Genomic DNA, 15,065 nt, shown 5'->3' with positions numbered 1-15,065 from the left:
CATCCGCGTCTCTCCCTCGCCCGCCCGCCTCGGATCCACCCTCGTCGAACGCCTCAAAGGCTGAACCAACCCCGCGCGGCTGCCCTGCAGCGCACGCAGCCATGCGGAACCCATATAGACCCCCGCATTCCGGTGCGGTCGTGAGCCGGCCGCGAAGGATGCGGACGGACAGGTGAGCGGGAAGCGATCGCGGCGCGGTCGTGCCCCCCGCGCAGCGGCAGGATGGACGGACGATGGCACGTCAGGACGTGAACGAAGCCCTCCTCGAAACCTCGTTCCTCTACGGCGGCAACGCCGCCTATATCGAGGAACTCCAGGCGGCGTTCGCCAGAGACCCGGGCTCGGTCGACCCCGAGTGGCAGAGCTTCTTCAAGTCGCTCGGCGAGGACGGGACGCTCGTCGAGAAGAACGCGGCGGGCGCCTCCTGGCAGAAGCCGAACTGGCCGGTTCCGGCCAATGGCGAGATCGTCTCGGCCCTCGACGGCAACTGGAGCGCCCTCGAGAAGGCCGTCGGCGAGAAGATCCGCGCGAAGGGCGAGGCGAAGCCGGGCGCGAGCGAGGGGGCCGCCGTCGTCGCCAGGACCGGCGTCTCCGTCGAGCAGGCCACCAAGGATTCGGTCCGCGCGATCATGCTAATCCGCGCCTACCGCATGCGCGGCCACCTGCATGCCAAGCTCGACCCCCTGGGCCTTGCCCCCCGCGGCGACCACGAGGAACTGCACCCGCAGCATTACGGCTTCCAGGAATCAGATTGGGACCGCCCGATCTTCCTCGACAACGTGCTGGGTCTCGAATTCTCGACGATCCGCGAGATCGTCAAGATCCTGGAGCGCACCTACTGCCAGACGCTCGGCGTCGAGTTCATGCACATCTCCGATCCCGCCGAGAAGGCCTGGATCCAGGAGCGCATCGAGGGCAAGGACAAGGAGATCTCCTTCACGCCGGAAGGCCGGCGCGCGATCCTCAACAAGCTGATCGAGGCCGAGGGCTTCGAGAAGTTCCTCGATCTCAAATATACCGGCACCAAGCGCTTCGGCCTCGACGGCTCCGAGGCGATGATCCCGGCGCTGGAACAGATCATCAAGCGCGGCGGGGCGCTCGGCGTCGAGGAGCTCGTGCTCGGCATGGCCCATCGCGGCCGCCTCAACGTGCTCTCGAACGTGATGGCCAAGCCCTTTCGGGCGATCTTCAACGAGTTCAAGGGCGGCTCGGCCTCCCCGGCCGAGGTCGAGGGCTCGGGCGACGTGAAGTACCATCTCGGCGCGTCCTCGGACCGCGCTTTCGACGGCAACAACGTCCACCTGTCGCTCACCGCCAACCCGTCGCATCTCGAGATCGTCGATCCGGTCGTGCTGGGCAAGGTCCGCGCCAAGCAGGATCAGCTCGCCAAGCCGAATGTCGACCGCAAGAAGGTGCTGCCGCTCCTGATCCATGGCGACGCCGCCTTCGCGGGCCAGGGCGTGGTGGCGGAGTGCTTCGGCCTCTCGGGGCTGAAGGGCCACCGCACCGGCGGCTCGATCCACTTCATCATCAACAACCAGATCGGCTTCACCACCGATCCGCGCTTCTCGCGCTCCTCGCCCTACCCGTCGGACGTCGCCAAGATGGTCGAGGCGCCGATCTTCCACTGCAATGGCGATGATCCGGAGGCCGTGACCTTTGCCGCGAAGGTCGCGACCGAGTACCGCCAGAAGTTCGGCAAGCCCGTCGTCATCGACATGCTCTGCTACCGCCGCTTCGGCCACAACGAGGGCGACGAGCCGGCCTTCACGCAGCCGAAGATGTACCAGCGCATCCGCAAGCACCCGACGGTGCTGGAGACCTACGGGCGCAAGCTCGTGGAATCCGGCGCCGTGACGCAGGAGGCGCTCGATGCCCGCAAGGCCGAGTTCCGGTCGCTGCTCGACGGCGAGCTCGACGTCGCGGGCAACTACAAGGCCAACAAGGCCGATTGGCTCGACGGCCGCTGGTCGGGCTTCAAGGCCGTGCGCGAGGATGTCGACGATCCCCGCCGTGGGCAGACGGGCGTGCCCGCCGAGACCCTGCGGGAGATCGGCCAGAAGATCACCCAGGCGCCCCCCGGCTTCCACCTGCACCGCACCATCCAGCGCTTCCTCGACAACCGCGCCAAGGCGGTCGAGACGGGCGTCGGCATCGATTGGGCGAGCGCCGAGGCCCTGGCCTTCGGCTCGCTGCTCCTCGAAGGCCACCGGGTCCGCCTCTCCGGTCAGGACGTCGAGCGCGGCACCTTCTCGCAGCGCCACGCCGTGGTGATCGATCAGGAGAACGAGCAGCGCTACACCTCGCTGAACGGGATCCGGGAGGGACAGGCGAATCTCGAGGTCATCAACTCGATGCTCTCGGAGGAGGCGGTCCTCGGCTTCGAGTACGGCTACTCGCTGGCCGAGCCGAACGCCCTCGTCCTGTGGGAGGCGCAGTTCGGCGACTTCGCCAACGGCGCGCAGGTCGTCGTCGACCAGTTCATCTCGAGCGGCGAGCGCAAGTGGCTGCGCATGTCCGGCCTCGTGATGCTGCTGCCCCACGGCTACGAGGGGCAGGGTCCGGAGCATTCCTCCGCCCGCCTCGAGCGCTACCTGCAGATGTGCGCCGAGGACAACATGCAGGTGGCGAACTGCTCGACGCCGGCGAACTACTTCCACATCCTGCGCCGGCAGCTGAAGCGCGACTTCCGCAAGCCGCTGATCCTGATGACGCCGAAATCGCTGCTGCGCCACAAGCGGGCGGTCTCCTCCCTCGACGCGATCGCGGAGGGCTCGACCTTCCACCGCATCCTCTGGGACGATGCCGAGCACGAGGAGGGCGGCGTCAAGCTCGTCAAGGACGACAAGGTCCGGCGCGTCGTGCTCTGCTCGGGCAAGGTCTATTACGACCTGTTCGAGGAGCGCGAGAAGCGCGGCGTCAGCGACGTCTACCTGATGCGCGTCGAGCAGCTCTACCCCTTCCCCCTCAAGGCGCTCGCCACCGAGATGAGCCGCTTCCGCAATGCCGAGGTGGTCTGGTGCCAGGAGGAGCCCAAGAACATGGGCTCCTGGGCCTTCGTCGAGCCCTATCTCGAATGGGTGCTGGGCCAGGCCGGTGCCGCGGTGAAGCGCGTGCGCTATGTCGGCCGCCCCGCCTCCGCCTCGACGGCGGTCGGCCAGATGTCGAAGCACCAGGCCCAGCTCCAGGCGTTCCTGAACGAGGCCCTGGCGGTCTGAGCCGTCTGCGACCCTGACCTGACGGCGCCCTCGAGCCGGCGCCGCCTCCCTTTCCGGGCCGGCGAGCCGGCCCCAACCCCGGCGTGAAGACCCATGGCAACCGACATCCTCGTCCCGACGCTCGGCGAATCCGTGAGCGAGGCCACCATCGGCCGCTGGTTCAAGAAGCCGGGCGACACCGTGGCGGCCGACGAGCCCCTGGTCGAGCTCGAGACCGACAAGGTGACGCTCGAGGTCAACGCGCCGGCAGCCGGCGAACTCGGCGAAATCCTGGTCAAGGACGGCGAGACGGTGGAGCCCGGGGCGCTCCTCGGCTCGATCGTCGAGGCGGGCGGGGCCAAGGCCGCGCCCAAGGAGGCCGCCCGATCCGAGACGAAGGCCGAGAGCCGCAGCGAGGCGCCGAAGGAGAAGGCCGCCGAGACCAGGTCCGTCGAGCAGGCGCCCGCCCGGGACTCGGCCGCGGGCTACGGCAACCACGGGGAGGCGGCCCCGGCCGGCGCTCGCCCGGCGGGCGACAACGGCCCCGCCGTGGCGAAGCTCGCCCGGGAATCGGGCGTCGACCCGGCCAGCGTCAACGGCAGCGGCAAGGACGGCCGCGTGACCAAGGGCGACATGCTGGCCGCGCTCGCCAAGGGACCGGCGCAGCGCGAGCCCTCCCGGGACGCCAAGCCGACGCTGCCGCGCGCGCCCTCCGCGCCGGACGATGCCGCGCGCGAGGAGCGCGTGCGCATGACGAAGCTGCGCCAGACCATCGCGCGCCGCCTCAAGGAGGCGCAGGACACTGCCGCGATGCTCACGACGTTCAACGACGTCGACATGGGTGCCGTGATGGCGATGCGCGCCCAGTACAAGGATATCTTCGAGAAGAAGCACGGCACGAAGCTCGGCTTCATGGGCTTCTTCACCAAGGCGGTGATCGGCGCGCTGAAGGACGTGCCGGCGGTCAATGCCGAGATCGACGGACAGGACGTCGTCTACAAGAACTACTACCACATCGGCATCGCGGTCGGCACCGATAAGGGCCTCGTGGTGCCGGTGGTGCGCGATGCCGACGACCTCTCGATCGCCGGGATCGAGAAGAAGATCGCGGGCTTCGGCAAGAAGGCCCGCGATGGCAAGCTCTCCATCGACGAGATGCAGGGCGGCACCTTCACGATCACCAATGGCGGCATCTATGGCTCGCTGATGTCGACGCCGATCCTCAACGCGCCGCAATCGGGCATCCTCGGCATGCACCGCATCGAGGAGCGCCCGGTGGTCCGCGCCGGCAAGATCGAGGCGCGGCCGATGATGTATCTCGCCCTCTCCTACGATCACCGGATCGTCGACGGGAAGGAGGCCGTGACCTTCCTGGTGCGGGTGAAGGAGGCTCTGGAGGATCCCGCCCGGCTCGTGCTGGACCTCTGAGGCCTTCGTGCCGGACATCGCCGACAGGGTCGCGGTCGTTACGGGCGGCGGCCGTGGCATCGGCCGCGCCGTGTCGATCCTGGCGGCGCGCGCCGGCTACCGCATCTGCCTGAGCTACGTCTCGGATGCGGCCGCCGCCCGTCAGGTCGTCGCGGCGATCGAGGCCGAGGGGGGCCAAGCCGTGGCCGTGCAGGGCGATGTCGGCGTGGAGACCGACGTGCTCGCCCTGTTCGCGGCGGCCGACCGGCTCGGCACGGTCGCGGCGCTGGTCAACAATGCGGGCGTGGTCGATGTCGCCGCGCGGGTCGACGCGATGAGCGCCGAGCGCCTGCGGCGGATGATGACCATCAACGTCGTCGGCAGCCTGCTCTGCGCCCGGGAGGCGGTGCGGCGGATGTCGACCCGCCACGGCGGACAGGGCGGGTCGATCGTCAACCTGTCCTCGGTGGCGGCCAAGCTCGGCGGGGCGGGGCAATATGTCGACTACGCCGCCTCGAAGGGCGCGATCGACAGCTTCACCGTCGGGCTCGCCCGCGAGGTCGCCCCGGAGGGCATCCGCGTCAACGCGGTCGCGCCCGGCATCATCGACACCGAGATTCACGCGAGCGGCGGCCAGCCGGACCGGGCCCGGGCGCTGGCGCCCCTGATTCCCATGCAGCGGCCCGGCACCGCCGAGGAGATCGGCGGCCCCATCGTCTGGCTGCTCTCCGAGGAGGCAGCCTACATGACCGGGGCCATCGTCGACGTCACGGGCGGCCGGTGAGCGCCAGGATTCTCCGGGCGGATTTCACCGGCCACTGATCTGAACTTTTAGGAACGGACCATGAGCAGCTACGATCTCGTCGTCATCGGCACCGGCCCCGGCGGCTATGTCTGCGCCATCCGTGCGGCTCAGCTCGGGTTGAAGACGGCGGTCGTCGAGAAGCGGGCCACGCATGGAGGCACCTGCCTCAATGTCGGCTGCATTCCCTCCAAGGCGCTGCTCCACGCCTCCGAGGCGTTCGAGGAGGCGGGAACGCATTTCGCCGATCTCGGCGTGATCGTGAGCGCGCCCAAGCTCGATCTCAAGAAGATGATGGCCTTCAAGGACGAGGGTGTGGCCGGCAACACCAAGGGCGTCGAGTTCCTGCTCAAGAAGAACGGCGTCGACAGCTATCGCGGCACGGGCCGCCTCGCGGGCGCCGGGCGCGTCGAGGTCATCGCCGAGGATGGCGGCAACCAGCTCCTGGAGACGAAGAACGTCGTCATCGCCACGGGCTCGGACGTGACGAAACTCCCCGGCGTCACCATCGATGAGAGGGTCGTGGTCTCCTCGACCGGTGCCCTGGAACTGGAGAGCGTGCCGAAGAAGCTCGTCGTGATCGGGGCGGGAGTGATCGGCCTCGAGCTCGGCTCGGTCTGGCGCCGCCTCGGCGCGGAGGTGACGGTGGTCGAGTATCTCGACCGGGTGCTGCCCGGCATGGATGGCGAGGTCGGCAAGCAGTTCCACCGGATCCTCGGCAAGCAGGGCATCACCTTCAAATTGTCCTCGAAGGTCACCGGCGTCGAGCTCGGCAAGAAGGGCGCCACCGTCACGGTCGAGCCGGCCGCGGGCGGCGCCGCCGAGACGCTGCAGGCCGACGTGGTGCTCGTCGCCATCGGCCGCGTGCCCTATACCGACGGGCTCGGGCTGGAGACGGTCGGCGTGCAGGTCGACAACAAGGGCCGGATCCAGACGGACAGCCATTACGCCACCAACGTGACGGGCATCTACGCCATCGGCGACGTGATCGCGGGGCCGATGCTCGCCCACAAGGCCGAGGACGAGGGTGTCGCGGTGGCCGAGTTGCTCGCCGGCCAGTCGGGCCACGTAAACTACGCGGTGATCCCGAACGTGGTCTACACCTATCCGGAGGTCGCCTCGGTCGGGAAGACAGAGGAGGAATTGAAGAAGGACGGCATCGCCTACAATGCCGGCAAGTTCCCCTTCACCGCCAATGGCCGCGCCAAGGTCAACCACACCACCGACGGCTTCGTGAAAATCCTGGCGGATGCCGCCACCGACCGAGTGCTCGGCGTGCACATCGTCGGCGCCGATGCGGGCAACCTCATCGCCGAGGTCGCGGTGGCGATGGAGTTCGGCGCGAGCGCCGAGGATGTGGCCCGCACCTGCCATGCCCATCCGACGCTGACCGAGGCGGTCAAGGAAGCCGCCCTCGCGGTCGGCAAGCGCGCGATCCACATCTAGGAGCCCGTCCGGGCAGGGTCTCGACGGCGCGGCTCAGGGGTGATTCACGCGGCTTTTGGGCAAGGTGTTTCGCTTCTGAGACGTCGATCAGGGCTGGCTGCTGCCGTCCTGGCTGTACGAATTCGTGCCGCCCGGGCGCCGGGCGCACTTCGTGCGCGACATGGTGCGGGGGCGCTCGACCTCTCGGCCATCCGCGACAGCTTCAGCGAAGAACGCCGCGACCCACCCGGTCACCCAGCCTGCAGAGGACCATTGCGGAGCAGCCCTGCGTAGCAGTGGGTCACCCGATCCTCAATCAGACCGGCAACTAGCTGTGATTATTGCAAAAGGGCTGGTGCCGGTGGAGAGGATCGAACTCCCGACCTTCGGTTTACAAAACCGCTGCACTACCGCTGTGCTACACCGGCCCGCGCCTCGCTTGCTAGCAGCCATGGATCGGGCATTCAACCCGACGGCTCCGAACCGGCATTTTCGAGTGCCGGCGCGTCTCCGGCAGCGGTGGGATTGCGGCGCGTTCCCCCGGGGCGGCGATGAAAACGCGCTTCCCGGTTGGTCGGGACGCAGGCCTTGAGATCCTCAGGTTGCATAGCCAGGCAGGTGTCCTAAGCTGGACGCCCAGGACAGACCAACGCGGGCGCCGCGCCGCGATGGTGGCGGCCTTCAGGCGCGGACCAGGGATTCCGCATTCCTGAGGCGCCGTGGTGGCGGTAGCGATTCCCGCGAGCACGTCCGAGCAGCGCGTCCGGCTGCGGAGATTTGCCCGCATCAGTCGGCATCCGAGAGGCAGGCATGACACGTCGGCACATCGAAAGCCTCAGGCAGTCTCGCGTGGCGCCGCGCGCATGAAGGGGCACGCGCGGAATCTGGCCATTCTGGCTGCCATCGTCATCGCGGCGACCGCCGTGGTGTGGGTGGTCGCGGTGCCGGACGAGCCGGAAATTGCCCTAGGCGACAGCGCTGCCGCAGCCCTCTTCGCGTCGATTGTCCTGCTCGGGAAGATCCGGCGTGACCATTGGCAGAAATGAGGCGGCCCGATCCAGGGCCGAAGGCTCGCCGGAGCGCAGGAGGATAGTCATGCCAACCGAATCCGAGGTCGAGACGCATCCGGACGCGGTCGCCGCCAGGGCCTTGCTGGAGGAACGCTTGGCGCGCCTGACCTCCGACCAGCGAGTCGCGTTCCTCGAAGCGGTCCGCCGATGCTACGCATCCAACGCGCCGGCCGAGTTCCCAACGTGAGGGAGATCACGGTCGGGAACCGCCCCGCGCCGTAGGGTGCCTGGGTCCGAGGCCCGCCGGCCGAATTGACGAGCGGCCGGTGCGGAAGTGGTCCAGAACTCACATTCGTGGCGAGGCGTGCGATGCGGCGGCCCCTGCTTGCCGGACTAGGTCTGCTCGCGCTCATGACGCCGGAGATGTCCTGGTCCGGCGAAGCCATGACGGGACGCGCGGTCGTCCTCGATGGCGATACCCTCAGCCTCCGTGGAAAAGTCATCGGCCTGCACGGGATCGCGGCGCCGGGCCTCGAACAGGTCTGCCTCGGCGCGAACGGTCAGAACTATGCCTGCGGGGCGATCTCGGCACGCGCGCTGACGGATGCCATCGGGGATGCGACGGTCTCGTGCGAGCCGCATCAGGCGGATCAGGACGGGCGCCTGATCGCGACCTGCCGCAGGGGCGCGGAAGATCTCAGCGCATGGATGGCCGCGCAAGGATACGCGACGGCGCACCGGTTCGCCTCGACCCCCTATCTGGCTGAGGAGAAGCTGGCCTGGGCCCGGCGTCGCGGCCTCTGGGCTGGCGTCTTCGACGATCCTGCAGGACGCCGGCGGCCCCCCTATGCTGCGGCGAGACGGATCGCCGCCGCGGATGCGGATCAGCGCGCGCCGATCCCGTCCACCGTCGTACCGAGCCGGCGTTGATCACGAGAAACGCCTCAGCCTCTGACCCTTTCGCCTGTTCCCGGGTTGCATCAGGAGTGGGGTCTGCTCGGGAGACCGGGATGAGGCGTCCAGCACGGGACTTTGCGGTTCGGATCGACTTCGGTGGCCAGGAAACCGTGGTCGAAGCCTGCACCGAGCGCGGCCTTTGCCTCCTGGCGGAAGCATTCTTCCGCGAGCTGTACGCGAGGCCATGCAAGGTGACCTACACGATCGAGTGCCAGGACGACGGTGCCGGGCGGCGTATCGCCGCCTACCTGGGCGATGTCTGGCTGGAACTCCTCGGAACGCCCTGACGATGCCCGATCCGGGTGGCGGAGATTGCCGGCAAGCCCGGCTCCTCCGCCCGCCCTTCACCGCAGCGACCCACGCCGCCCGGATGCCTCAGGGTCGCGAGAGAACCGGGATTTCGGTCCCATCGGTCAGGCCGATCAGAAGCAGCCCGACATGCGCGGCGTTGACGATCCCGCCCGTGAGCGCCAAGCGGATCGCCGCGTCGCGCGGGACGAGAACCACCTCGATATCCTCCGTCGGCTCCGGGCTCGCCATTCCGGCGACCACCCCGGTCGCCCGCACGAGGTGCAGACGATTGGCGTAGCGGGCCGGATCGACGCTCAACGTGGTGAGATGCGTCAGGCTCGCGCCGACATAGCCGGTCTCCTCGCGCAACTCGCGGGCGGCGACCGCCGGAATATCGGTCTCGCCCGGATCCATCACGCCACCGGGGAGTTCGAGGCTCGGGCCCCCGTAACCGTGCCGGTATTGCCGCACCAGAACGACTCGATCGGCCTCGTCCAGCGCCAGCACATGCACGAAATCGGGAAACTCCAGCACATAATAGGGTGCGACGGCTGCGCCCGACGCCGTCACGCAATCGTCGGCGCGCAGGCTGATCCAGCGATCACGCACCGCGTGCCTCGATGCCCGCACCGTCCAATTCCTGTCGCGCATCGTCTCGGCCCCCCGTGAGCGCCGGGTGCTCACCCCATTGAACCTGTCTCGGTGGCCTCCGCGCAGACCCGAGACCACCGGCGGCGTTGCGCGCGGGCCAGAAAGCCGTACGGATCGGCCCCGCAAACGTGCGAGGAGGCAGGACCTGTCGCAAGGGTCCTGTTATCACGCTTACCCGGACGATAGCTTCGCGAGCGTCAGCGGATCGGGCTCGCCCTCGAAATAGGTCGCGAGGGCTCGGCCGAAGGCCGGCTCGTCCGGCGCCGCCCGGGCAAACAGCGTCATGGACGATCGGAACTTCATGTCGTCGGGTGAACCGAACAGCGCGCGCGCAGAGCGCCCCGTGACACCGTTCGCGGCTTGCGTGCAGGCCAGCAGGCGTTCGCCGAGCACGGGGTGACGCAGATAGGCGCGCGCTTCCGCCAGGGAGGTGATCGCGTAAAGCTGGGCCATGGGGCTGTGGCCGAGGCCCGCGATCTGCGGGAAGATGAACCACATCCAGTGGCTCGTCTTGCGTCCGCTTCGGATCTCACTCAGGGCCCGTTCGTGGACGCCACGCTGAGCCTCGACGAACCGCCCCAGGTTCCCGGTATCCTCGACCGTCCTCTCGACCGCCATGGCGCCTCTGCCTTGCTCCGGGCCGCTGGGCCGCGCACCCTGAAGATGTGATGCGGCGGCGGGCCGAACAACCGGCCCGGACCCCGAACGCGCGGGGCGATGCGGCGGAACCGTCACCGTGGCGGGGCGCGTTTGCGTGGTGCGGGTATCACGATGGGTGCCGGAGGCCGCGATGGACGCCAAACTCGCAGAGACCGTCAGGGAAGCGGCGGCCCATGCGCGCCGCCGCGCGATGAACTATCCGGGCTCGATCCGGGCGGACGATCTCCCGTGGGCGGTGCTCGAGACCTTCGATGCGGAGGTGCGCGGCCATGTCGAGCGCGACCGGCGCATCGAGGATGAGCGGGACCGGGTGCTCATCGCGGCCGTGATGTTGGCCGAATCTCCGCCCGACGCGGGAGCGGAGGAAGTCGGCGCGGCGCGCGATCACCTCATCGCGGCCATCGATTACCTGGAGCAGGCGGTGCTGCGGTTCGGGCTGGTGAACCAGAAGGCCGCGAGGCTGGGCTATGGCGTCGCGGGCCAGCCCGTCGCCGCGCGGACCTGAACCGCGCCCCGATCGGAGATGAGGGCGGGCCGGGGCCGCCGCACCCGAGGGCCCTGCAGCATCAAACCTCAGCGTCCGGGCTGCCACTCGGCATGCCGGGGCAGGTCGGCCTCGTCCAGGAGCCAGGGTGCCTCATGCGAGGTCCAGATGTGCAGCATCGGCCGCCGGCCGGGATCCTCGTCCAGGGTCGCCACCCGCAGCAGGACATGCGGCTGCGCCGGCCGCTCCGCAACGAGATGCGTGCCGCATTGGGAGCAGAAGTGACGAAGCTTATCGGGCGAGGACGGATAGGCCCGCAGCCTGTCCTCGCCGGCCGTCCAGCGGAAATGCTCGCGCAGCACACCGGCGGTCGTCGCGAAGGCGCTCGCATGGGCCTTGCGACAGGTCACGCAGTGACAGTGCACGATCGGCATGTCGAGCTGATCGACTTCGTAGCGCACGTCCCCGCACAGGCAGCTTCCGGTCAGTGTCATGGCGATCCCGCTCCACCCGAAACGCACCCGAATTCTTGAGACATCACTGAAGCGGGCTCAAGCCGCTTGCTCGCGACATCCTATCCCGCCAGGCCTCGGGGACGCGGCCGGGCATCGGTCACGATCTTGCCATGCATCCGGGCCGCGGCGAAGAACCTCGACCTCACACGTCGTCGCCGGAGATTTGATCCTCGGCTATTTAAAAAAATCGCGGAGATCTCGACGGCAGACCGGGCCTCTTGCGTGAACATACTGAATAATACAAAGTTCAAAAAACCTGTGAGAAGGATGTCATGGCTGGTCCTGATCAGCATCCCGCGCATCCCGTTCTCGGGAAGAAGCGGCGGCCCGCGCTGTAATCGGCGAAGGATGCTTGCTCGACGCCCGGCTTGCGGAGTGCGACGATCTTCCAATAACTTCGACAGAGACAGTGCCGACAAGAGCACTTCGCGAGGAAACGCCATGAGAGTTGCCGTGAAAGCCGCGATTGCGGCCGCCTTGCTGCCGGTTGCCTCGGCTCAGGCCTGGGAGCCGACGAAGCCGATCGAGATCATCGTCCCGTTCCCGCCGGGCGGCTCGTCCGACCAGATGGCGCGCACCATCCAGGGCGCGATTCAGAAGAACAACCTCGTCAAGCAGCCGATCATCATCGTGAACAAGCCTGCGGCCGCCGGCGGCGAGGCGATGCTCGACATCCAGAAATCGGCTGGCGACCCGCACAAGCTCATCACGACATCGAGCGGCATCTACATGACGCCGCTCGCGACCAAGCTTCCGGTGAGTTGGCGGGACTTCACGCCGGTGGCGATGATGGCCCAGGACGCGTTCGTGCTCTGGGTGAACGTCCAGAAGCCCTACAAGACGGCCAAGGATTTCATCGAGGCTGCCAGGATTGCGGCTCCACCCCTCAAGACGGGCGGCAACGGCTCGAAGCGCGAGGACCATCTGATCTCCGTCACCATGGAGCAGATTGCGGGCGTCAAGATCACCTACGTTCCCTACCAGGGCGGGGGCCCGTCCTCGGTGCAGCTCGCGGGCGGGCATATCGATGCCAACATGAACAACCCGGCCGAGGAGATCGCCAATTGGCGCTCCGGCGCCGTGAAGCCCCTCTGCGTGTTCTCGCCGAAGCCCATGGCCTACACCCAGAAGGTCACGGCGGACATGGCGTGGTCCGACATCCCGCCCTGCCCCTCACAGGGTCTCAACGTCACCTACCAGATGCTGCGCGGCATGTTCATGCCCGGCAAGGTCACGCCGGAGCAGCAGGCCTATTACGTCGACCTCTTCCAGAAGGTCGCTGAGACGCCGGACTGGAAGGCCTATCTCGAGCGCAATGCCTTGGTGCCCGATTTTCGCTCCGGCCAAGCCTTCGTCGACTTCCTCGTCGAGGATGAGCGCAAGCACAAGGACCTGATGGGCAAGGCCGGCTTCATCGCGACGAACTAGTCTCCCTGTCCGACGCGCAAAAGGCCTGTCATGGTGGACGCTTCTCCCCCGATCTCCGAGCGCGGCATCTCGCGCCGGCTCGTCGAAACCCTCGTGGCGCTGTCCCTGCTCGGCGTCGCGGGGCTCGCCCTGTGGGATTCCTACGGCCGCGGCGCGGGCTGGGACAACGGACCGGAGAACGGCTTCTTCCCGGCCCGGGTCGCCTGGATCCTCGTCATCGCGGCCATCGCCACCCTCGTGAGCGCCCTCCGCCGCGAGGAGAGCGTCTTCGTGACCTACAGCCAGCTGCGTCTCGTGGCTCAGGTCTTCGTGCCGCTCTTCCTCTACGTGCTGGCCATCGCCTTCGTGGGCATCTACGTGGCCTCGGCCCTGTTCATGGCCCTGTTCATGGTGATGCTGGGCTCGTTCCGCTGGTGGCAGACCCTGCTCGCCGTCGTGCTGACACCGCTGATCATCTTCTGGGTGTTCGAGCTGCAATTCCGGGTTCCCCTGCCGAAGGGGCCGCTCGAGACCATGCTCGGCTACTGACCTCGCGAACGGCCGCCTCCAGAGACATCGACGATGGACGATCTCAACCAGCTCCTTCTCGGCTTCCAGGTCGCGCTGACCTGGCACAACGTCCTGTTCATGATCGTCGGCGTGCTGCTCGGCATCGTGGTCGGCGTCCTGCCCGGTCTCGGCGGCCCGAACGGCGTCGCCATCCTGCTGCCGCTCACCTTCGGGATGGATCCGACCTCGGCCATCATCCTCCTGTCCTCGATCTACTGGGGTGCGTTGTTCGGCGGGGCCATCACGTCGATCCTGTTCAACATCCCGGGGGAGGCGTGGTCGGTCGCCACGACCTTCGACGGCTACCCGATGGCGCAGCAGGGCCGGGCCGGAGAGGCCCTGACGGCGGCCTTCACGGCCTCCTTCATCGGCGCCCTCTCGGGCGTGATCCTGATCACCTTCGTGGCGCCCCTCGTCGCCAAATTCGCCCTCCGCTTCGGGCCGGCGGAGTTCTTCGGCGTCTTCTTCCTGACGTTCTGCTCCTTCATCGGCACGGGCCGCGAGAACAAGGCCAAGATCGTGGCGTCCCTCGCGCTCGGCTTCCTGCTCGCGGCCGTCGGCCTCGATACGATCTCGGGAGACCTGCGCCTGACCTTCGGCTCCCCCGAGCTGATGAAGGGCTTCGACTTCCTGGTCGTGGTGATCGGCCTGTTCGGCGTGTCGGAGATCCTCCTCACCATCGAGGAAGGCCTGCACTTCAAGGGCAAGCGGGCGGCCATGGACCTCGCCGTGGTGCTGCGCACCTGGGCCTCCCTGCCACGCTACTGGGCCACCCTGCTCCGCTCCTCGGTGGTGGGGATGTGGATGGGAGTGACGCCGGGCGGGGCCATCGCGGCCTCGTTCATGGGCTACGGACTGGCGAAGCGGTTCTCGCGAACACCCGAGGCGTTCGGGCGCGGCGAGGTCGAGGGGGTGCTCGCTCCCGAGACCGCCGCCCACGCCGCCGGCACCTCGGCCCTGCTGCCGATGCTGGCGCTCGGCATCCCGGGCTCGGCGACGGCCGCGGTCCTGCTCGGCGGTCTGATGATCTGGGGCCTTCAGCCCGGCCCGCTGCTGTTCATCGAGAAGAAGGAATTCGTCTGGGGCCTGATCGCCTCGATGTATCTCGGAAACGTCGCCGGCCTGCTGATCGTGCTCGCCACCGTGCCGGTCTTCGCCGCGATCATGCGCATTCCCTTCGCGCTGGTGGCGCCGATCATCCTGGTGGTCTGCGCGATCGGCGCCTACACGGTGGAATCCTCGCGTTTCGACATCTGGCTGATGCTGGTCTTCGGCATCGTCGGCTACGTGTTCAAGAAGCTCGACTATCCCCTCGCCCCCCTCGTGCTCGCCCTCGTGCTCGGCGACCGCGCCGAGGATGCGTTCCGGCAGGCGCTCCTCGGGTCGGGCGGCGACCTCTCGATCTTCTTCTCGAACGGCCTCGTCTCGACGCTGATGATCCTCGCCCTGCTGCTGCTGTTCTGGGGGCCGCTGGGCCAGGTCCGGCAGCTGATCGCCCGCAGGATCGGGCTGGCACGGGCCGCGCCGGCCTCGCCCTGACGCGCGGGCGTCGCTAGGACAGGGACCGCGCTCCGGCGTGAGGATTTGCCCCGTTGTGGGCGGCGCGACGAGCCCTCAGCCGCTCAGGATGTCGGCCTCCGCCTTTCCGACCGCCTCGGCCTGCTCGTGGGCGATCTCCCGCGTGCTTCT

At 68.0% G+C, this 15,065-nt stretch carries 15 protein-coding genes, 1 tRNA gene and 1 pseudogene; 13 read left to right on the top strand and 4 right to left on the bottom strand.

Annotated features, from left to right (window positions below; all coding sequences use genetic code 11):
* Window positions 1-233 precede the first annotated feature (233 nt).
* The 5 genes and pseudogenes from F6X53_RS30680 to F6X53_RS30660 all read left to right on the top strand — a co-directional run.
* Complete coding sequence (locus tag F6X53_RS30680) at window positions 234-3,218, top strand: 2-oxoglutarate dehydrogenase E1 component (protein WP_151005495.1); 2,985 nt, start codon at window positions 234-236, stop codon at window positions 3,216-3,218.
* A gap of 93 nt (window positions 3,219-3,311) precedes the next feature.
* The gene (gene odhB / locus F6X53_RS30675) at window positions 3,312-4,625 is read left to right on the top strand and encodes a 2-oxoglutarate dehydrogenase complex dihydrolipoyllysine-residue succinyltransferase (RefSeq protein WP_151005493.1); all 1,314 of its coding nucleotides are present in this window, start codon (window positions 3,312-3,314) and stop codon (window positions 4,623-4,625) included.
* 16 nt (window positions 4,626-4,641) lie between these two features.
* The gene (locus F6X53_RS30670; protein WP_151005497.1) at window positions 4,642-5,388 is read left to right on the top strand and encodes an SDR family oxidoreductase; all 747 of its coding nucleotides are present in this window, start codon (window positions 4,642-4,644) and stop codon (window positions 5,386-5,388) included.
* A 60-nt stretch (window positions 5,389-5,448) separates the two neighbouring features.
* The gene (gene lpdA, locus F6X53_RS30665) at window positions 5,449-6,852 is read left to right on the top strand and encodes a dihydrolipoyl dehydrogenase (RefSeq protein WP_151005491.1); all 1,404 of its coding nucleotides are present in this window, start codon (window positions 5,449-5,451) and stop codon (window positions 6,850-6,852) included.
* 97 nt (window positions 6,853-6,949) lie between these two features.
* A pseudogene (locus F6X53_RS30660) lies at window positions 6,950-7,089 on the top strand (IS5/IS1182 family transposase); the annotation flags it as partial.
* Window positions 7,090-7,184: 95 nt separating this feature from the next.
* Here the strand turns inward: F6X53_RS30660 and F6X53_RS30655 are convergent.
* Window positions 7,185-7,259: transfer RNA gene (locus F6X53_RS30655), tRNA-Thr, on the bottom strand.
* Window positions 7,260-7,694: 435 nt separating this feature from the next.
* Between F6X53_RS30655 and F6X53_RS30650 the strand changes: the two genes are divergently transcribed.
* The 4 genes from F6X53_RS30650 to F6X53_RS30640 all read left to right on the top strand — a co-directional run bounded on the left by F6X53_RS30650 (window position 7,695) and on the right by F6X53_RS30640 (window position 9,085).
* Entirely contained in the window at window positions 7,695-7,877 is a 183-nt protein-coding gene (locus F6X53_RS30650) for a hypothetical protein (RefSeq protein WP_151005489.1), read from the top strand.
* Between the two features lie 49 nt (window positions 7,878-7,926).
* Entirely contained in the window at window positions 7,927-8,088 is a 162-nt protein-coding gene (locus F6X53_RS32815) for a hypothetical protein (protein ID WP_191971076.1), read from the top strand.
* A 122-nt stretch (window positions 8,089-8,210) separates the two neighbouring features.
* The gene (locus tag F6X53_RS30645; protein WP_151005487.1) at window positions 8,211-8,771 is read left to right on the top strand and encodes a thermonuclease family protein; all 561 of its coding nucleotides are present in this window, start codon (window positions 8,211-8,213) and stop codon (window positions 8,769-8,771) included.
* Window positions 8,772-8,851: 80 nt separating this feature from the next.
* Complete coding sequence (locus F6X53_RS30640) at window positions 8,852-9,085, top strand: hypothetical protein (RefSeq protein ID WP_151005485.1); 234 nt, start codon at window positions 8,852-8,854, stop codon at window positions 9,083-9,085.
* An 88-nt stretch (window positions 9,086-9,173) separates the two neighbouring features.
* Here the strand turns inward: F6X53_RS30640 and F6X53_RS30635 are convergent, their stop codons facing one another.
* Window positions 9,174-9,698: an NUDIX hydrolase gene (locus tag F6X53_RS30635; RefSeq protein ID WP_238297954.1), complete on the bottom strand. Its 525-nt coding sequence runs from the start codon at window positions 9,696-9,698 to the stop codon at window positions 9,174-9,176.
* 213 nt (window positions 9,699-9,911) lie between these two features.
* Window positions 9,912-10,358 carry a DUF1810 domain-containing protein gene (locus tag F6X53_RS30630; RefSeq protein ID WP_151005481.1) on the bottom strand — a complete coding sequence of 149 codons (447 nt, stop codon included), beginning with the start codon at window positions 10,356-10,358 and terminating at the stop codon, window positions 9,912-9,914.
* 172 nt (window positions 10,359-10,530) lie between these two features.
* On the opposite strand from F6X53_RS30630, the gene F6X53_RS30625 reads away from it, so the two are divergent.
* Window positions 10,531-10,905 (top strand): hypothetical protein, encoded by a 375-nt coding sequence (locus F6X53_RS30625; RefSeq protein ID WP_151005479.1) that lies wholly within the window; start codon window positions 10,531-10,533, stop codon window positions 10,903-10,905.
* Window positions 10,906-10,973: 68 nt separating this feature from the next.
* Here F6X53_RS30625 and F6X53_RS30620 read toward each other — a convergent pair whose 3' ends face one another.
* Entirely contained in the window at window positions 10,974-11,378 is a 405-nt protein-coding gene (locus F6X53_RS30620) for a GFA family protein (RefSeq protein WP_151005477.1), read from the bottom strand.
* A gap of 462 nt (window positions 11,379-11,840) precedes the next feature.
* Between F6X53_RS30620 and F6X53_RS30615 the strand changes: the two genes are divergently transcribed.
* Genes F6X53_RS30615 through F6X53_RS30605 form a run of 3 tightly spaced genes read left to right on the top strand, consistent with a single transcriptional unit; the run spans window position 11,841 to window position 14,915 of the window.
* Window positions 11,841-12,827 (top strand): Bug family tripartite tricarboxylate transporter substrate binding protein, encoded by a 987-nt coding sequence (locus F6X53_RS30615; protein WP_151005475.1) that lies wholly within the window; start codon window positions 11,841-11,843, stop codon window positions 12,825-12,827.
* A gap of 30 nt (window positions 12,828-12,857) precedes the next feature.
* The gene (locus tag F6X53_RS30610; protein ID WP_151005472.1) at window positions 12,858-13,355 is read left to right on the top strand and encodes a tripartite tricarboxylate transporter TctB family protein; all 498 of its coding nucleotides are present in this window, start codon (window positions 12,858-12,860) and stop codon (window positions 13,353-13,355) included.
* 33 nt (window positions 13,356-13,388) lie between these two features.
* Window positions 13,389-14,915, top strand: a complete 1,527-nt coding sequence (locus F6X53_RS30605) for a tripartite tricarboxylate transporter permease (protein ID WP_151005470.1) — start codon at window positions 13,389-13,391, stop codon at window positions 14,913-14,915.
* Window positions 14,916-15,065: the final 150 nt, after the last annotated feature.

This window comes from Methylobacterium soli (assembly GCF_008806385.1).
Taxonomy (GTDB): domain Bacteria; phylum Pseudomonadota; class Alphaproteobacteria; order Rhizobiales; family Beijerinckiaceae; genus Methylobacterium; species Methylobacterium soli.
This window is presented reverse-complemented; position numbering and strand designations above follow the sequence as displayed.